This is a genomic window from Caulobacter sp. GW821-FHT05F04 (assembly GCF_059419665.1).
The window spans coordinates 168103-185126 of sequence record NZ_JBWKSF010000010.1 but is presented as its reverse complement, the minus strand read 5'-3'; the positions used below and the strand labels follow the sequence as shown (position 1 = coordinate 185126).

The following is a 17024-nucleotide window of genomic DNA, read 5'->3' as shown; positions in this document are numbered from 1 at the left end:
ATCGTCGTCGCCGCAAACGGCATGCTTAAATCCGGCCAGCCTTGGCAAAAACCCGCTTGACCCAACACAGTCGCCGGACCGCCTCTGCGAGGCTTCCGGGATGACAAGAATTTAGGTCAGTAAGGCAACCGCTCCGGCGGCGGCGGGGCGGTCGGCGCCATGGTCTCGGCCGCCTTCGCCGCCGCGTCCAGTTCCGAGGCCGCGCGGGCGAACTCGGCCGACAGGGTCTCGTAGTAGCCGTTGCGCGGATCCGGCTCGGTCTGCGGCGCGGGGTCCGGCAGCAACCAGTCGAAGTCGCGGACCGCCAGGGTCTGGTGGGCGGTCATCATGAAGCGGCGCCAGATGCTGGCCGGGATGTCGCCGCCGACCACCTTGTTCATCGGCTTCTCGTCGTCATTGCCGACCCAGACGCCGGTCACGTAGTCGGGCGTGAAGCCGACGAACCAGGCGTCGCGCCAGTTCTGGCTGGTGCCGGTCTTGCCGGCCGCCGGACGGCCGAAGGCGGCGCGCTTGGCCGTGCCCTCGGTGACCACCTTCTTCATCATCTTGACCATGATGCTGGCGTGGCCGACGTCATAGACGCGGCGCTCGGCCTGGGGAGGCTGGTGCTGGAACAGCGCCTGGCCGTCCTGGGTGGTGACCGCCTCGATGACATAGGGCTCGACCCGGACGCCGCCCTGCTGGAAGACCTGGAAGCCCGAGGTCAGCTGCAGCAGGCTCACCTCGTACGAGCCCAGGGCCACCGACAGGTCGGGGACGGGCGGCAGGGTGGTGATGCCGAAGCGGCGGACGAGATCGCCGATCGCCGCGCCGCCGGCCTCCTGGCCCAGCTTCACGGCCACGGTGTTGATCGAGTTGATCAGCGCGCGCTCGACGGTCATCGGACCGCGATAGCCGCCGCTGTAGTTCTCGGGGCTCCAGTCGCCGAACCTGACCGGCTCGTCGACGCGGATGTCGGTGGGCAGCACGCCCTTCTCGACAGCGGCGGCGTAGACGAACGGCTTGAAGGTCGAGCCCGGCTGGCGGCGGGCCTGGACGGCGCGGTTGAACGGGCTCTCGCCATAGTCCGTGCCGCCGACCATGGCCCGGATGGCGCCGTCGGTCGACAGCGACAGCAGGGCCGCCTGGCGCGCGCCCGAGCGGGTGGTTTCGGTGGCCATGGTCTGGCGCACGACCTCGGCGCCCTCGCGCTGCAGCAGCGGGTCGATGGTCAGGCGCACCACCAGGTCCGGCGCGTTCTGGCCGGCGATCTTCACGGCCTCGGTGGTGGCGTAGTCCAGCACCCAGCCGTAGTCGCCCTCGTCCTGCAGGGCCATAGGCGACAGGCGCGGGGTGTCGTCCAGCGCGCGACTCTCCTGCTCGGCGGTGATCCAGCCTTCCTTGCGCATGTTGGCCAGGATCAGGCGCGAGCGGGCCAGGGCGCGCTCCATGTCGTTGGTCAGGGCCAGGCGCGAAGGAGCCTTGGGCAGACTGGCCAGCAGGGCCGCCTCGGACAGGGTGAGCTGGCTGGCGGGCTTGCCGAAATAGGTCTGGGCCGCGCCGTCGACGCCGTAGGTGCCGGCCCCGAAATAGATGCGGTTCAGATAGAGCTCGAGAATCTCGTCCTTGGTCAGAACCTGCTCGAGCTTCCAGGCCAGCAGCATCTCCTGGAGCTTGCGCTTCACGACGCGGTCGGGCGTCAGGAACAGGCCCTTGGCCAGCTGCTGGGTCAGGGTCGAGGCGCCCTGCTTGGTCTTGCCGCCGCGCCAGTTGACCCAGGCGGCCCGGACGATGCCCTGGGCGTCGATCGGTCCGTGTTGGTAGAAACGCCGGTCCTCGGCCGCCAGGAAGGCCTGGGGCACGTAGTTGGGCACCGCCCCCAGGGTGATGCGCTGGCCATAGCGCGGGCCGCGCGTGGCGATCACCTGGCCGTTGCGGTCCTCGAAGCGGATGCCGGGCGCGCGGTTGACCGCGAACAGCGCCGCGCGCGAGGGCAGGGGCGGGGTGTCCTTGAGGTACTTCTGCCAGACATAGGCCGCGCCGCCGCCGGCGGCGAGCACGCCAACCAGGAACGAGACCAGCAGCACGCCCCAGATCCAGCCCCACTTGCGGGCCTTCTTCCTGGCGGCGCGGTGCTTGAGGTCGGCGCGGAAGGGCTCCTCCGGCGGCGGAGGGGGCGGCGGAGGCTGATAGGACGGCGGGGGGGGCGGGGACAGCTGGAACGGATCCCGCAGCGGCTCCGGCTGCGCCCACGGGTCGTGGGGCGGCTCGGGCGGCGCGCCGGCGGCAGGCTCCGGCCTGCGTTTGGACGGATCCTTGTCGTCGAATTTGTACGGCGGAAGGGTCCAGTCGTTCACGGTTTGCGTCAGGCTCTGTTTGTTCGCCAGGTAAATCGGGTTTAGGACGGCGCCATGACGCCACGCAAACCTTTCTGGGAGACGAAGACGCTCTCCGAGATGACCGTCCCCGAGTGGGAGAGCCTATGCGATGGGTGCGGCCTTTGCTGCCTCGTTCGCTTCGAAGACGAAGATACTGGCGAAATCATCCCCACGCGGGTGCACTGCCAGCTCCTCGACGCGCATCTCTGCCGCTGCAAGGACTATCCGAACCGCAAGAAGACGGTGCCGGACTGCATCAAGCTGACGCCCTACAATATCGAGGATCTGGAGTGGATGCCGCTGTCCTGCGGCTATCGCCGGATCCACGAGGGCAAGGACCTGCCGCGCTGGCATCCGCTGATCACCGGCGATCCGGACAGCCCCCACAAGGCGGGCGTCTCGGTGCGCGACCAGACGGTGTCGGAGCTGAGCTTCAAGGACGCCGAGGACGCCATGGATTTCGTGGCGACCGACCTGATGCGCGATCGCGGGGATGATCCTTACGATCCGGAGGAGTAGTTCCCTCTCCCGCAAGGGGAGAAGGAACCTGGACCCCAGATACGGAAAAAGCCGGCCCGCAAACGCGGCGCCGGCTTTTCGTCGCCCTTACGGCGAGAAGCTTTAAGCTTCTTACTTCTTGGTGAAGCCAGCGAACTTGGCGTTGAAGCGCGAGACGCGGCCGCCGCGGTCCATCAGCTGGGCGTTGCCGCCGGTCCACGCCGGGTGGGTGCGCGGGTCGATGTCGAGCGCCAGCGTCGCGCCTTCCTTGCCGTAGGTCGAACGGGTTTGGTAGTTCGAGCCATCCGTCAGGGTGACGGTGATGAAGTGGTAGTCGGGGTGAATGTCTTGTTTCATGGCGGCGATCCAGTCCGACTAAGCCGGCGAGTGTGAATTGGGTTAAGCGCCCTCCGCGCACGCGCGGGGTGGCCCTCGAAGACGGGCGGCTATAAAGAACCCGCGCGATTTTGGCAAGGGACTGTTGATGACTGACGCGAACGGCGGCGACCAAAAGGCCGAAGGCCGTCCCGGCGCGGGGGCAGAACTGGTCCAGGGCATGGCCGAGGCCAAGGCCCGGCGACCGCGCCGCAAGGACATCCGCCCGCTCGCCCACCTGCTGCCTTTCGTCAAGGCGCACAAGGGCGACGGGATCGCGGCGGCCTTCTTCCTGCTGTTCTCGACCGGGGCGACCCTGGGCCTGACCGCCGCCTTCAAGGACGTGATCGACCACGGATTCGCCAAGGGTCAGGGCAGCGAGATCAACAGCGCCTTCCTGGGCCTCGGCGCGGTGGCCATGGTGCTGGCCATCGCCACCGCCCTGCGATTCTTCTTCATCACCCGCCTGGGCGAGCGGGTCGTGGCCGATCTGCGCCGCGCGCTCTACGGCCACACCCTGGGCCTGGACCAGGAATATTTCCTGAAGACCCGCACGGGCGAGGTGCTGTCGCGCCTGACCACCGACGTCTCGCTGATCGAGCAACTGGTCGGCGCCTCGGCCTCGATCGCCCTGCGCAACATCCTCAGCCTGGTGGGCGGCCTCGGCTACATGGCGGTGGTCTCGCCGAAGCTGGCGGGCTTCATCGTGCTGATGGTGCCGGTGATCCTGGCCCCGATGTTCCTGGTCGGCCGCCGCGTGCGCAAGCTGACCGTCACCGCCCAGGACCGCTTCGCCGACGCGGTCGGCTATGCCGGCGAGAGCCTGGACGCCCTGGAGACGGTGCAGGCCTTCGGCCGCGAGCAGGCCTCCTCGCTGCGCTTCGGCGGGGCGGTGGAAGAGGCCTACAAGGCCTCGGTGCGCCGGATCACCACTCGGGCCAGCATGACCGCCATGGTCATCACCCTGGCCTTCGGCGGCGTCACCCTGCTGCTGTGGACCGGCGCGCGCCTCGTCCTGGCCGGCGAGATGACCGGCGGCACCCTGGCCCAGTTCGCCATGTTGGCGGTGATGGCCGCCGGCGCGATCGGGGCCCTGGGCGAGGTCTGGGGCGACGTCCAGAAGGCCTCCGGGGCCATGGACCGTATTTCCGAGTTGCTGAACGCCAAGCCCGACATCGCCGCCCCGGCCGCGCCCAAGGCCCTGCCGGTCCCGGCCCAAGGGGCGATCGCCTTCGAGAACGTGGTCTTCGCCTATCCCGGTCGCCCCGACCTGCCAGCTCTGAACGGCTTCGATCTGGCCGTGAAGCCCGGTGAGACGGTCGCCCTGGTCGGCCCTTCGGGGGCGGGCAAGAGCACCGTTCTGCGGCTTCTCCTGCGTTTCTATGACCCACAGTCCGGGGCGATCCGCCTGGACGGCGTCGACCTGCGCGACGTCGAGCCGTCGGAGGTTCGCGCCCGCATGGCCCTGGTGGGTCAGGATTCGCCGCTCTTCTCGGGTTCGGCCATGGACAACATCCGCTTCGGCCGCGCCGACGCCACCGAGGCCGAGGTCCGGGCCGCCGCCGAGGCCGCCCAGGCCGCCGGCTTCCTTTCCGCCCTGCCGCAGGGTTTCGACACCCCGGTCGGCGAGCGCGCCAAGACCCTTTCGGGCGGCCAGCGTCAGCGCCTGGCCATCGCCCGGGCCCTGGTCCGTCAGGCGCCGATCCTGTTGCTGGACGAGGCCACCAGCGCCCTCGACGCCGAGAGCGAGCGCCTTGTCCAGCAGGCCCTGCACGCGGCCATGGCCGGCCGCACCACCCTGGTCATCGCCCACCGCCTGGCCACCGTGCTGAAGGCCGACCGCATCGTGGTTATGGAGGAAGGCCGCGTGGTCGAGCAGGGCACCCACACCGAGCTCTTCGCCAAGGGCGGCCTCTATGCGCGGCTGGCTCGCCTGCAGTTCGGGGTCGAGGCGGCTTAGGCGCCGGCTACCGCCCCAATAGGCTCTGGCGGATCCTCGAACCACGCTTCGAACGAGCGCGCCTCGGCCGAACGGCCATGGATGCGGACCTCGGCCGTGGCCGGCCAGGCGCGCGCCAAGTCGTGGGCTTCCGCCACGGCCCGGCGGCGGCCGGTGAAGAACAGCACCTCGCCGGTGTCGCCGATCTTCACGCACCAGCCGCCGTCATAGGGCGAGACCTCGAACAGGCAGGCCATCGTCCTACTCCGCCGCGTAGACCAGGGGATGGGCGTGGGCCCACAGGTGGGCGCGGTAGGTGTCGAAGCACTGCTCGCCGCAGATCAGGCGCATGACCGCCCCCTCGGCGATGTATCGGGCGCGGGAGGGATCCTCCGACACCAGCGGAACCAGGGCCTCGGCGTTCCAGGCCCTGGAGTGCTCGATGTCCAGCTGGGCGTGCAGAGCGAAGTATTTGCGGGCCTCGGCCGCGACGCCGACCCGCTTGAGGCCGGCGTCGACGCAGGCCACGCGGGTCGGGGCGGTCAGCTCGACCACGCCCAGGGCGCCGATCGACTGCCATACATAGCGGCGGGTGGTGGCGAAGGCGGTCATGACATTGGCCAGGCACAGCGACGGCCACAGGGTGGTGTCGATGGTCGGCGTTAGGCCCAGGGTCGCGGTGGTCCGCGTCAGCATCGGACCGTGCATGCCCTTGGCGCCGCCGCGGCCCATCTCGTCCCAGTAGTTGCGGGCGAGTTCGAGCTTGGCGCGGTCGGGGATCTTGACCTGGGTCAGGGCCACCAGGTCGTCGAAGCCGGCTTCGCCGGCCGCCTCCTGGGTCAGGAACCATTTGAGGTCCTCCAGCGAGGCCTCGCCTTCCAGCCAGTCGAACAGCGGGTCCCACTGCCCGGGGCCGTGGTCCTTCAGCGCCTCGAACCAGGCGATGAAGCCGTCGGGATCTTGCGGGACGTCCTCGACCAACGGGGCGACGTGCAGACGGAACGCCTCGATGAACGCGCCCTCGATCCGGCGCATCCTGATTTCCTGGTCCAGCTCCTCGCGCCAGCCCTCTGAAGGCGCGGCCGGAGACAGGCGGACGTGGTTCCAATGGGCCAGACCCTTGTGCAGGGCCTCGGCGTCGGGGAACCGCGGGCTGAACGCGCCCAGGCGGGAAAGTCGCTCGCCACCGTACACGGACACACTCCTTGGTCTTGAAGGAGAGGCCGCCAGGCGAGGCGACCCCTACGCCGCCAAAAGGCGGCGGCGAGGGGGCAAACGGTGATGGCGCGTATTGCGTTCCTGTGTCGGCAAAGCGACGCGGGCGCGCGCCAAGCTATTGCACAGGCTTGGCTATTTGCGCAGATCCGCCGGAACGGTCGGCTCGCTGATCACACGCTCCATGGCCTTCCAACGCGCGTCCTGGGTCTTGCCGGCCCGGTAGACGTGGTCGCGAACCATGTCCTGGCCGATGTTGTAATTGATCACGTACGAGCGGTAAGTCTCGATGAACGACACCCGCTTCTCGGCTCCGCCGCGCGAATAGAGCGTGTACTTCATCAGCGCCCGGACGGCCTGTTCCTTGGTCATCTTGCCGGAGAGGTACAGGGCCGCGATGGTGTTGCCGCTGCTGGACAGCGCCGCCTTGGCGTCCTGCAGTTCGCCATAGGCCTCGGCCGTCTTCGGATCCAGGCCCGCCAGCGGGTAGAGCTTGTCACGCTCGAATTCGGTCTTGGCCTTGCCCGGGAACGCCAGCTCGATGCCGAAATTGGCGCTGCCCTCGGCGATGAACGACTGCGGCGAGAACAGCGGATAGACCGAGAACTCCACCCAGCCCTTGTCCTTGGTCAGCTTCTCTTCCAGCAGGGCGTTCAGCACGTGGTGGCCCGGATAGCCCTCGTGGCAGCCCAGGTCGAGCGCGCGGCTGATGTAGATCGGCAGGTCGGTGTTGATCTGGATCAGGCTGTGGGCGCCGCCCTTGTACCAGTTGTAGCCGCTCCACGGCTTCTTGGTAACGAACTCCATGTCGAAGCGCTCGCCGGCCGGCAGCTTGATGTGCTCTTCGGTCTTGGCCTTGCAGGCGGCGATGCCCGCCTGCATCACCGCCTCCACCTTGTCGGTCGGGATCACGTAGCGGTTCTGGAAGGCGTCGACACGGGCGGCGAGATCGCCCTTGCCCGGGACCAGCTTGTCGATCCGGGCCAGGATTGGGTCGTAGCTCTTCAGCGGCTTGATCACCGGGCGGACGCCGAACAGGCCCTGCGCCTCGTCCTCGAAGCTGAACTTGTCGCCGGCGATCATGGCCAGGCGAGTCTGGGCGGCCTTGATCTGGCCCTTCAGGAACAGCTTGCGGCGGCGCTCGTCGGGCGACAACTGCTTGTCCTTGGCGGCGACCACCAGGGTCATCAGGCGGTCGGCTTCCTTGCGCAGCACCGAGACCGGGCGTGGGGCGGCCTTGGCGGTGTCCATCAGGTGGACCGGGCCGTAATAGGCGTCGACATAGCCGGGCTCGCGCTCGCCGGCCTCCAGGGTCATGCGCACGAAGTCCTCGGCGACGCGGTCCAGCAACTCGCTGGACGCCGTCCGGGCGGGTTGGGCGGCGGCGGCCGAGCCCAGCATGAGCGCGGCGGCGAGGACGGCCGTGGAGACGACGTGGCGGATCTTCATGAGGCTTCCCCTGGGAGTTCGGCCGGCACGCTGCACCGGTCCGGGCCGTCTCGGCAAGAGGCGCCGGGCTACCCTCGCGAGGCGGCCGCCAGTCCCGGGAAGTCGCTGAACACGCCGTCGACGCCCGCCGCGTAAAGCGCCTTGAACACCGGCGCGACGTCGCCGTGCATGGCGAGGAAGGCGGGGTCCGCGGGATCGCCTTTCCGCAAGCTGGCGGGCAGGAAGTAGTTCTCGGCCCGCACCGTCCAGGGGTGGACCTGCAGGCCCGCGGCGTGGGCGTTCTTGACCAGGTCGGTGGCCGGCAGCAGGACCTGTTTGTCGTTGGGAACGACCAGGCTCCAGTTCGGGCCCAGACCGTCGGCATAGACGGCGACGTCCTTCAGGCCCTGGGCGGTGATCAGGTCGGCGTATTTGACGTTCGGCAGATCGGCCGGACCACCCTCGCCGTCGACCAGGAACACCAGGCGCGCGGGGGTCTTGGCGCGCAGCTTCTTCAGCGCGCCGACCTCGAAGCACTGCACGAACACCGGCGCGCTCGCCGAGTTCAGGTCCAGCGCCTTCAGCTTCGCCACCAGGCGGTCCTCGGTCGGCAGGCCGATCGAGGCGAAATAGGTCGGGTGCTTCAGCTCGGGATAGGTTCCGATCACGCGACCCGTGCGCTGGCTGCCGGCCCTGGCGATGGCCACGACCTCCTCGTAGGTCAGGATCTGGGCCTGACCGTCGAAGGCGGCGCTGGCCGGACGCAGCTGCGGCAGCCGCTCGCGGGCGCGCAGGGTCTTGATCTCGGCCAGGGTGAAGTCTTCGACGAACCAGCCGGTGACCTGCTCGCCGTCGATGGTCTTGGTCGCCTTGCGGCCAGCGAATTCGGGACGGCTGGCGACGTCGGTCGTGCCGCCGATCTCGTTCTCGTGGCGCGCCACCAGGTGGCCGTCCTTGGTCGGGACCAGGTCCGGCTCGATGAAGTCCGCGCCCTGCTCGATGGCGCGCTCGTAGGCCAGGGCGGTATGCTCGGGCCGCTCGCCGCTGCAGCCGCGGTGGCCGATGACGATAGGCTTTCTGGCCTGGGCGCGGGCGAAACCGGGCAGCAGCGTGCCGGCGAGCGCGGCGGTGGTCATGGCGCGACGGGTGAGCAGGGTCATGGGGCGCGATTTAGCGCCGGGATGTGACGGTTTGGCGAGGGGTTTGACGCCCTCGCCATCACAAAAACTACGCCGCCCGCAGCCGCTCGAGGATCAGCGGATAGAGGTCCTGGTTGCTGGCCAGGATCGACTTGCCCTGCACGACGTCGTGGTCGTCGTCATCGATCGTGGTGACCTTGCCGCCCGACTCCTGGACCATCAGCACGCCGGCGGCGACGTCCCACGGGTTGAGGTTGCGCTCCCAGTAGGCATCGAAGCGGCCGGCGGCGACCCAGGCCAGGTCCAGGGCGGCGGCGCCGAAGCGGCGGACGCCGGCGACCTTCTGGCTGACCTGGTGCAGTTCCTTCAGGAACTGACCGTGGCCCGGCTTGCCGGCGAACGGCACGCCGGTGGCCAGCACGGATTCGTCGAGGTTGCGACGCGCGGCGACGCGGAGGCGCTTCTCGGCGCCCAGGAACGCGCCCTTGCCCTTTTCGACCCAGAACAGATCGTTGGTGATCGGGTTGTAGGTGACGCCGGCGACGACGCCTTCGCCCTCGCGCTGCAGGGCGATGTTGACCGCGAAGTGCGGGATGGCGTGCATGAAGTTGGTGGTGCCGTCCAGCGGGTCGACGATCCAGGTGTGGGTCTTGTCGGTGCCTTCGATCATGCCGCGCTCTTCGCCCAGGAAGCCGTAGCCCGGGCGGGCCTTGGTCAGGATCTCGAACAGGGTCTGTTCGGCCTTGATGTCGGCGTTGGTGACGAAGTCCGCCGCGCCCTTTTTCGAGACCTGCAGTTCCGTGACTTCACCAAAGTCGCGAGCCAGGCCACGGGCGGCCTTCCGGGCCGCGTCGATCATGACGTTCAGAAGGGCGGAAGGCGTAGCCAAGGCGTGTAATCCTCAAGAAAGCCGTCGACGCCCGCCGGAAGGTCCGGCGGCGGAGCGGTAGGTCGACGGTGTGAAAGAACGGGCGCGGAACCTAGTCGTCCACAGGCCCGAAGGCAAGATGGGCGCGGTTCGAGATGGTTAAGGCCGGACACGTATCAAAACACCGATTTCCCCGGCGAAGGCCGGGGCCCAGATCCATCCGGAATGACTTGGGACGGCGCGCCTCGCGGCCTCGCCACCTCGTTGAAGCCAATGGGTTCGATCTGGGTCCCGGCCTTCGCCGGGAAGATCGGATTGGAGGCTAAGGCAGCTCGACCTTCGGCAGGGTGTCCTTGGTCTCGCAGAGCAGCTTGCCGGCCTTGCCGACGGCGCCGGAGATGTCGTCGATCTTGGCTTCCTTGCGCCAGCCCTTGGGCAGGCCCTTGGAGCCGTCGAAGTCCATGCCAAGGTCCATCCACTTGTCGGCCGCGCAGTCGAGCGCGAAGACCAGGATCGGACCCTTGCTGGCCGGCCAGTTCTTGTAGGGGCCGTTCGCTTGGCCTTCGGCGACGCGGGTCACGATCAACCCGGTGGCCTGGTCCACGCGGGTGAAGTCCGCGTCGTAGTAGGACTTGGTGTCTCCTGGAGCCTGCTTCCAGGTCTCGGCGGTCGCGCCCGTCGAGATCAACGACGTCGAAAGCGCCAGGACCGTTACGCTAAGCAAACACACTTCGAGTCGCTTCATCGGCGTCCTCCCCATTTATCGTTGTTCGCTGAGGGGGAAGCTATGCCGATGTGCGGCGCGTCACAAGGGAACGCCGTTATTTGGCCTTATTCGCGGCCGGCCCCCGACCTCGCGCTCAGGCCCTCGACGATCGCGGCGTTCAGCGCGGCGACGGCCGCGTCAGGGCCTTCCGGATAGGCCCAGACCCCGGCCGAGACGGCCAGGAAGTCCGCGCCGGCCGTGGCCAGGGGCGCGGCGTTGGCGGCGGTGATGCCGCCGATGGCCACGCAGGGGATCTCCATCGTCTCCTGCCAGATGGTCAGGATCTCGGGTTCGGCGGTGGTCGGGGCGTCCTTGGTCGTCGTCGGGAAGAAGGCCCCGAAGGCGACGTAGTCGGCGCCGGCCTCGGACGCTTCCATGGCCAGGTGGCGGCTGTCGTGGCAGGTGACGCCGACCATCCGCTGGCCCATCAGCTTGCGCGCATCCTTCAGGGCCATGTCCGACTGGCCGACATGGACGCCGTCGACCGGCAGGCGGGCGGCCAGATCGGGGCGGTCGTTGAGGATCACGGCCACGTCGTGGGCCTGGGCGATCGGCCCTAGGGCCTCGACGGCGGCGGCGATCACCTCGTCCGGGGCGTCCTTTAGGCGGATCTGCAGGGCGGCGATGTCGCCGCCTTCCAGGGCCTTGGCCAGCTGGCGGCCGAAGGCGGCCAGGTCGGGCAGGGACGGCGGGGTGATCAGATAGAGGCGGCAGGCGAGCGTCATAAGGCTGGGCTTTAAGCCAATTCGAGCCGCCCCGCGACACCTAGCCGCTATGAACCGTAGTGAGAGTCAGTTGCAAAAGCTGTCGTGAGTGGCTAGATGAGAATGACACTCAATCGGGTAGGGCGTTCTGCCTTGTACGTCTGCAATTGTAACGGCATCCGCGAGCGCGAAGTGCGCGCCGCCATCGACGCTGGCGCCACGCGCCCGGCGGACATCTTCCGTCACAAGGGTTGCCAGGCCCAGTGCGCCAAGTGCGTCTGCGAAATGCGCCAGATGATCCAGGACAACCGCGAAGCGCTGGCCTTCGCCGCCGAGTAGCGGCTCGAACACCAGCAAATTCAGGGATCCGCCCAGCGTTCGCGCGGATTTCCGTGAGAGCGCGAGCGACTCGCACATATTCAGGTTGAAGCCGGTTTCGGCTTGCCCCAGGTTCCGGCCGAACACGTGAACTTCAAGGAGGCCGCCATGCAGGGCGATCCCGGCATCATCCGACTGCTCAACGCGGTGCTCACCAACGAACTGACGGCGGTCAACCAGTACTTCCTGCACGCGCGGATGTACGACAACTGGGGTTTCAAGCGCCTCGGCAAGATCACGTATGACGAATCGATCGGCGAGATGAAACACGCCGACAAGCTGATCAACCGCATCCTGTTCCTGGAAGGGCTGCCGAACCTCCAGGACCTGCACAAGCTGAAGATCGGCGAGACCGTGCCGGAATGCCTGGCCAGCGACCTGGCCGTCGAGGTCGGCGGCCGCGAGACCCTGATCCCCGGCATCGTCCAGTGCGAACAGGCCCGCGACTATGTCAGCCGCGAGCTGCTGCGCGAGATCCTCAGCGACACCGAGGAGCATATCGACTTCCTCGAGATGCAGCTGGGCCTGGTCAAGGCGCTGGGCGAGCAGAACTACCTGCAATCGGCGGTGGGGGAACTGCCGGCCTGAACCGTCTTTGCGCTGAAGGTCGCGGACGGCCTAAGGTCGCGATACCGTAAGCGCGTTTTCAGCTGGCGCGATGCGGGGAACACGCCATCATGTGTGGATGGCCCGGTCGCGCTGGAACCAAGATTCAGCTGGGCTGTTTGACCTTGCGAGTTCACGAGGGAGTCCCGCCATGCATGTCGCCAACGGAAAGTCGCGGGAACGCGCCCTGGCTGGACGCGAGGCGTTCGAGCTGGAAAGGCGGGAAGGCCTTCATCCCGCGGCGCAGATCGGCGTCGGCGCGGCCCTGGCCGGCGGCGCGATCATCGCGGCCATGGTGATGGGGCGCCGGCACGAGCGGGTGCTGGACGACGAGATGTACGCCGTCGAGTTCGCCGAGATGCACGAACCGGTGGCCCACCAGCCCAAGCCGCTGACCAGCCTGCTTCTGCCGCCGCTGTTCATCGCCATGACCCTGTCGGGCCTGCGCACCTGGAACGCCCCGGCCAGCCCCGCCCGCACCCGCGCCCTGACGATCTGGAGCCTGGTGCAGGGCTTCAACGCCCTGTGGCTGGGCCTGGGCGCCAAGCGCCTGGGCGGCCAGCTGGGCGCGGCCACGGCCTCGCTGACGGCCTCGGCGGCCTATGCGATCGAGGCCCGCAAGGTCGGCGGCGGTGTCGCTCCCGACTTCGGCTGGATCGGCATCGCCAACGCCCTGACCTCGCAGCTGTGGCGCAAGCCCGTGCCGCGCATGCCGACGATTCATTAGCCCTACCATCCGTTCTCCCCGGCGAAAGCCAGGGCCCAGATGCAGGAGCGCCCGCGTTCCGGAGAGGATCGCGGGTGTTTCTGCATGCGCCTCACAGCCCTGCGATCTGGGTCCCGGCTTTCGCCGGGAAGATCGGGTGTGGGGAGGCTCAAGCGATCTTCAGCACCCGGTCCAGGCTGAAACGCCCGCCGCCGCGCGCGATCAGCAGCAGCAGCAGGCCCGCCCACGACAGGTGGGTCGGCCAGGCGTCGGGATAGACGAAGATCTCGATCACCGCCGTCATGCCCAGGAAGGCCAGCGCGGAGAGCCGGGTGAACAGGCCCAGCACCAGCAGGATCGAGAACAGGTGCTCCGAATAGGTCGCCGCGTGCGCCGCCACCTCCGGCGACAGCAGCGGCACGTGGTATTCGGTCTCGAACAGGGAATAGGTGCTGTCCTTGATGTGCAGCAGCCCGTCGACCTTGGTGCGGCCCGACTGGAAGAAGATCGCCGCCACGCCGAAGCGGGCGACGAGGGCCAGGACATCCTCGGTCAGAACCTTGCCGGCGATCCGGGCGAAGACGTCGAAGGGGGCGCGAAGAGCGGCGGCGGTCATTGGTCGATGTCCATGAAGGCGCCGTCGGCGATCAGGCCGGCGAACAGCGCGGCGAGGTCGGCGGCGGGATGGGTTGTCAGGACGCGCTCGGCGGCCTGGGCGGTGGTCTGGCCCTCGCGGCAAGCGCGGAGGAATTCGGTTTCGGCCTCGCTGATCACGCGATGCGTGACGACGCCGTTGGCGCGAAGGCAGAGGAGCGCTTCGGGAGCCTCCGAGAGCTCCAGGTCCTCATGGCCCGCGCGGGCCGCCGACCACAGGCTGGGCAGGCCGGCCTCGAAGGCGGCGAAGCGGGCGCTGGGGTGCAGGGCGAGCCGCGTCTCGGCCAGGGCCTCGGGCGGCAAGGCGGCCAGCGCCCCGGCGGTCAGGGCCGGCGCCTCGGCGGCGAACAGGGTTTCGGTCCACAGGCGGTCGAGATGGGCGACGCCAGCGAGATAGGGCAGGTCGTGGGCCGGCGGGAAGCGGCCCAGCCAGGCGGGAAAGTCCTCGCCGTAGTCCAGCAGGGCCGCGCTGGTCGGCGGGGCCTCGCGGGCGAACAGCGCGGCGGCGGCGCGGAACCACTCTTCGCCGACCATGGACAGCACGGTCGGGAAGTTGGCGGCCAGGGCGTCGACGCTGCCCTTGGCGATGGTGTTGCGGTAGACCGACAGCCCCGCCTCGCTGGCGCCGGGCGCGAGCCAGGGCGACAGGGCGGCGCGCTCGCCACCGAGGGCCGCGACGAAGGCGTCCTGGAAGTCCAGCAGCTCAGGCATGAACAGGCTCCAGGACGGGCTCCAGCAGGGCGGCGGCGCGGTCGCGCTCGGTCATCAGCGTCGCGAAGTCGGGAATGTCGTCGTCGCGCTCGATCAGGGTCGGGCGGGGGCCGATGCTGTCGATCAGCCGGCGATAGAGCGTCCAGACGGGCTCGGCCACCGGCGCGCCGTGGGTGTCGATCAGCAGGTCGGATCCCCCTTCATCGGCGCCGTGGCCGGCCAGGTGGATCTCGCCGATCGCCTCGGCCGGCAGGGCGTCCAGATAGGCCTGCGCGCTGTAGCCGAGGTTGCTGGCGCTGACGAAGACGTTGTTGACGTCGACCAGCAGGCCGCAGCCGGTTTGGGCGACCAGGGCCTTCAGGAAGTCGACCTCGCCCAGGTCATGGCCGGTCAGGGGCAGGTAGAGGGACGGGTTCTCGATCAGCACCTTGCGGCCCAGGGCGTCCTGCATGCGGCCGACATTGGCGGCGATGCGGGCGAGGGCGGCGTGGGTGCGCGGAAAGGGCAGGAGATCGGGCTGGTGCAAGCCTCGGTGCGTCGACCAGGCCAGATGCTCGGAGATCACGAACGGCTCGAACCGGTCGGCCAGGCGCTTGAGGGCGGCCAGGTGCTCGGGGTCCGGATCGGCGTCGGCGGCCAGGGACAGGCCCACGCCGTGCAGCGACAGCGGCCGGCGCGCGCGGATGGCCTCCAGCGCCGCCAGACGCGGACCACCAGCCGACATGTAGTTCTCGGGATGGACCTCGAACCACAGGCCCTGAGCCTCGCACGCGAGCGCGTCGGCATAGTGCTGGGACTTGAGGCCAAGGCCGGCGGTGGGGGTCATGGGGAAGCTCTCAAAATCCTTGTCATCCCGGAAGCCTCGCAGAGGCTGTCCGGGACCCAGGGGCCAAGCGCATAGCGGCTCCCCCTGGGTCCCGGCTCTCCGCTTCGCTGCGGCCGGGATGACAAGAATGGATGTTGCCGGGCTTTACGCCTTCGGGGTCAGCGAACCCATGCCCTTCGGGGTCTTCATGGTCACGCACGCGCCCTTGGCCACGTGCTTCCAGGCGTCGCCCTGGTAGTCGACCTTCGAGGTGCCGGCGCACGAGGTGCCCGCGCCCGCCTTGCAGTCGTTCTCGCCGGCCTTGGCCACGCCGTAGCACTTTTCCATCTCGACCTTGGCGCCGGTCTTCATGTGTTCGTCGGCCGAGGCCATCGAGACGCCGGCCGAGAGGGCGAGGACGGCGGCGAGGGCGGCGGTGGTGGCGGTGCGGTTCATGGGGTGTCTCCTTGGTGTTCTTGGGGAAGTCTTGGGATCGTTGCTGGCCGGAGCGGCATGTCGTCGCCCGGTCGATGGGAGATACGAAGCTTCCGCCGTGAAGGTTACACCGGTCGCCGAACAAAAAACGGGGAGAACAAAATTTCGGCGCGGCGGTCTCGGGCGGTTCCGGCGCGGCGCGACACCGTGTAACCATCGGCCCTTCCCGCGCGAATAGGGGTGTGCGTGACGGATACCGAGACCCGTTTGAAGGCGCTGATGCTGCGCGGGCTGGACGGTGACGCCGCCGCCTATCGCGAGTGTCTGGCCGTTCTTGGCGTCCGGCTGCGCGCCTATTTCGCGCGACGGATGTCCGGCGCGCCCGGCGATGTGGAGGATCTGGTGCAGGAGACGTTGCTGGCGGTGCATCTCAAGCGGTCGACCTGGGATTCGTCCCAGTCGTTCACCGGCTGGGCGCACGCGGTGGCGCGCTACAAGCTGATCGACCACTGGCGGCGGCGGAAGATCCGCCAGGCCCTGCCGATCGAGGACCACATCGAATTCCTGGCCGCCGACGAGCCCGATCCGGGCGTCGGCCTCGAGCTGGACCGCGCCCTGGCCACTCTGCCCGAAAAGCAGCGGATCCTCGTCTCCGACGTCAAGCTGACCGGCCTGTCCCTGGCCGAGGCGGGCGCGAAGGCGGGCATGACCGAAGGGGCGGCCAAGGTCGCCCTGCACCGGGCGCTGAAGGCCCTGGCCGAAAGGATGCGCCGTGCGAACGGATGATCTGATCGACGCCCTGGCCTCGGACGCCCAGGCCACGGATTTTGGGCCGACGCGCGCTCCGCCCCGGCGTCTGGCGATGGTCGCCGGCCTGGGCGCCCTGGCGGCCCTGGTCCTGGTGCTGGCCTGGCTGCATACCCGCCATGACCTGATGCCGGCCATGCGCGGCGGCATGTTCTGGATGAAGGCGCTCTACACCGCCCTGCTGGGCGCGGCCGGCTACCTGGCCGTCGAGCGGCTGTCGCGGCCGGGTGGATCGGGCCGCCGCGGCTGGATCCTGGGCCTGTCCGTCCTGGCGGCGTTTTCGGTCGCGGGCGTCGTCCAGGCGATGATGAGCCCCGACATCCAGATGACGCTGCACATGCTGCGCGGCCATTCCTGGCATGTCTGCAGCCGCAATATCCTGGTCCTGGGCCTGCCGATGCTGGCCCTGGGTCTGTGGGTCGTGCGCGGCATGGCCCCGACTCGGCCAACCCTGGCGGGCCTGGCGACGGGATTGTTCGCGGGCGGCGTGGCGGCGACGGTCTATGGCCTGCACTGCGCCGAGAACACCTTCACCTTCGTGGCCCTCTGGTACAGCCTCGGGGTGCTGTCCCTGGCCGCCCTCGGCGCGGCGGTCGGGCGCTGGGCGCTGCGCTGGTAGGCAAGGCCGCCAGT

Annotated in this window: 20 protein-coding genes; 7 read left to right on the top strand and 13 right to left on the bottom strand. The window is 68.8% G+C overall.

All coding sequences use genetic code 11. The features are described 5' to 3' along the window. Window positions 1-116: 116 nt before the first annotated feature. Window positions 117-2336 carry a multimodular transpeptidase-transglycosylase PbpC gene (pbpC, locus tag AC07R7_RS23155; RefSeq protein ID WP_494636733.1) on the bottom strand — a complete coding sequence of 740 codons (2220 nt, stop codon included), beginning with the start codon at window positions 2334-2336 and terminating at the stop codon, window positions 117-119. Between the two features lie 54 nt (window positions 2337-2390). Between pbpC and AC07R7_RS23150 the strand changes: the two genes are divergently transcribed. Further along, window positions 2391-2876 (top strand): YcgN family cysteine cluster protein, encoded by a 486-nt coding sequence (locus AC07R7_RS23150; protein WP_492886904.1) that lies wholly within the window; start codon window positions 2391-2393, stop codon window positions 2874-2876. A gap of 111 nt (window positions 2877-2987) precedes the next feature. Here AC07R7_RS23150 and rpmE read toward each other — a convergent pair whose 3' ends face one another. Further along, the gene (rpmE, locus tag AC07R7_RS23145; protein WP_125159158.1) at window positions 2988-3212 is read right to left on the bottom strand and encodes a 50S ribosomal protein L31; all 225 of its coding nucleotides are present in this window, start codon (window positions 3210-3212) and stop codon (window positions 2988-2990) included. A gap of 124 nt (window positions 3213-3336) precedes the next feature. Here rpmE and AC07R7_RS23140 point away from each other — a divergent pair, with 124 nt between their 5' ends. Continuing rightward, complete coding sequence (locus AC07R7_RS23140) at window positions 3337-5190, top strand: ABC transporter transmembrane domain-containing protein (protein ID WP_494636732.1); 1854 nt, start codon at window positions 3337-3339, stop codon at window positions 5188-5190. Here the strand turns inward: AC07R7_RS23140 and AC07R7_RS23135 are convergent. From AC07R7_RS23135 to thiE, 7 genes are all read right to left on the bottom strand, one after another. Then, window positions 5187-5426, bottom strand: coding sequence for a DUF2188 domain-containing protein (locus AC07R7_RS23135; RefSeq protein ID WP_494636731.1), 240 nt, complete (start codon window positions 5424-5426; stop codon window positions 5187-5189). The genes AC07R7_RS23140 and AC07R7_RS23135 overlap by 4 nt on opposite strands. 4 nt (window positions 5427-5430) lie before the next feature. Further along, a complete protein-coding gene (locus AC07R7_RS23130; RefSeq protein ID WP_494636730.1) occupies window positions 5431-6363 on the bottom strand; it encodes an iron-containing redox enzyme family protein in 933 nt (310 codons plus the stop codon). A gap of 156 nt (window positions 6364-6519) precedes the next feature. Further along, window positions 6520-7833, bottom strand: coding sequence for a hypothetical protein (locus AC07R7_RS23125; protein WP_492886900.1), 1314 nt, complete (start codon window positions 7831-7833; stop codon window positions 6520-6522). Window positions 7834-7901: 68 nt separating this feature from the next. Further along, window positions 7902-8972, bottom strand: coding sequence for a glycerophosphodiester phosphodiesterase (locus tag AC07R7_RS23120; RefSeq protein WP_494636729.1), 1071 nt, complete (start codon window positions 8970-8972; stop codon window positions 7902-7904). Between the two features lie 67 nt (window positions 8973-9039). Beyond that, window positions 9040-9840 carry an inositol monophosphatase family protein gene (locus AC07R7_RS23115; RefSeq protein WP_492836863.1) on the bottom strand — a complete coding sequence of 267 codons (801 nt, stop codon included), beginning with the start codon at window positions 9838-9840 and terminating at the stop codon, window positions 9040-9042. A 301-nt stretch (window positions 9841-10141) separates the two neighbouring features. Beyond that, window positions 10142-10564 (bottom strand): hypothetical protein, encoded by a 423-nt coding sequence (locus AC07R7_RS23110; RefSeq protein ID WP_492886897.1) that lies wholly within the window; start codon window positions 10562-10564, stop codon window positions 10142-10144. Window positions 10565-10650: 86 nt separating this feature from the next. Beyond that, window positions 10651-11310: a thiamine phosphate synthase gene (thiE, locus tag AC07R7_RS23105; RefSeq protein ID WP_494636728.1), complete on the bottom strand. Its 660-nt coding sequence runs from the start codon at window positions 11308-11310 to the stop codon at window positions 10651-10653. A 132-nt stretch (window positions 11311-11442) separates the two neighbouring features. Between thiE and AC07R7_RS23100 the strand changes: the two genes are divergently transcribed. The 3 genes from AC07R7_RS23100 (at window position 11443) to AC07R7_RS23090 (ending at window position 13000) form a co-directional block, all read left to right on the top strand. Then, window positions 11443-11628, top strand: coding sequence for a (2Fe-2S)-binding protein (locus AC07R7_RS23100; RefSeq protein WP_099575957.1), 186 nt, complete (start codon window positions 11443-11445; stop codon window positions 11626-11628). A gap of 147 nt (window positions 11629-11775) precedes the next feature. After that, on the top strand, window positions 11776-12255 hold the full coding sequence (gene bfr, locus AC07R7_RS23095; protein WP_125159220.1) for a bacterioferritin: 480 nt from the start codon (window positions 11776-11778) through the stop codon (window positions 12253-12255). 169 nt (window positions 12256-12424) lie between these two features. After that, on the top strand, window positions 12425-13000 hold the full coding sequence (locus AC07R7_RS23090; RefSeq protein ID WP_492836866.1) for a tryptophan-rich sensory protein: 576 nt from the start codon (window positions 12425-12427) through the stop codon (window positions 12998-13000). A gap of 148 nt (window positions 13001-13148) precedes the next feature. Here AC07R7_RS23090 and AC07R7_RS23085 read toward each other — a convergent pair whose 3' ends face one another. The 4 genes from AC07R7_RS23085 to AC07R7_RS23070 all read right to left on the bottom strand — a co-directional run bounded on the left by AC07R7_RS23085 (window position 13149) and on the right by AC07R7_RS23070 (window position 15605). Further along, a complete protein-coding gene (locus tag AC07R7_RS23085) occupies window positions 13149-13595 on the bottom strand; it encodes a DoxX family protein (protein ID WP_494636727.1) in 447 nt (148 codons plus the stop codon). After that, window positions 13592-14344, bottom strand: coding sequence for an HvfC/BufC family peptide modification chaperone (locus tag AC07R7_RS23080; protein WP_494636726.1), 753 nt, complete (start codon window positions 14342-14344; stop codon window positions 13592-13594). The genes AC07R7_RS23085 and AC07R7_RS23080 overlap by 4 nt, the downstream gene beginning before the upstream one ends. Next, window positions 14337-15170 (bottom strand): MNIO family bufferin maturase, encoded by an 834-nt coding sequence (bufB, locus tag AC07R7_RS23075; protein WP_494636725.1) that lies wholly within the window; start codon window positions 15168-15170, stop codon window positions 14337-14339. Before bufB ends, AC07R7_RS23080 begins: the two co-directional genes overlap by 8 nt. 144 nt (window positions 15171-15314) lie before the next feature. Beyond that, on the bottom strand, window positions 15315-15605 hold the full coding sequence (locus tag AC07R7_RS23070; RefSeq protein WP_492836870.1) for a BufA1 family periplasmic bufferin-type metallophore: 291 nt from the start codon (window positions 15603-15605) through the stop codon (window positions 15315-15317). Between the two features lie 225 nt (window positions 15606-15830). Here AC07R7_RS23070 and AC07R7_RS23065 point away from each other — a divergent pair, with 225 nt between their 5' ends. Further along, window positions 15831-16370 (top strand): sigma-70 family RNA polymerase sigma factor, encoded by a 540-nt coding sequence (locus AC07R7_RS23065; protein ID WP_494636724.1) that lies wholly within the window; start codon window positions 15831-15833, stop codon window positions 16368-16370. Then, window positions 16357-17010, top strand: a complete 654-nt coding sequence (gene nrsF, locus AC07R7_RS23060; protein ID WP_494636723.1) for an anti-sigma-F factor NrsF — start codon at window positions 16357-16359, stop codon at window positions 17008-17010. The genes AC07R7_RS23065 and nrsF overlap by 14 nt, the downstream gene beginning before the upstream one ends. Window positions 17011-17024: the final 14 nt, after the last annotated feature.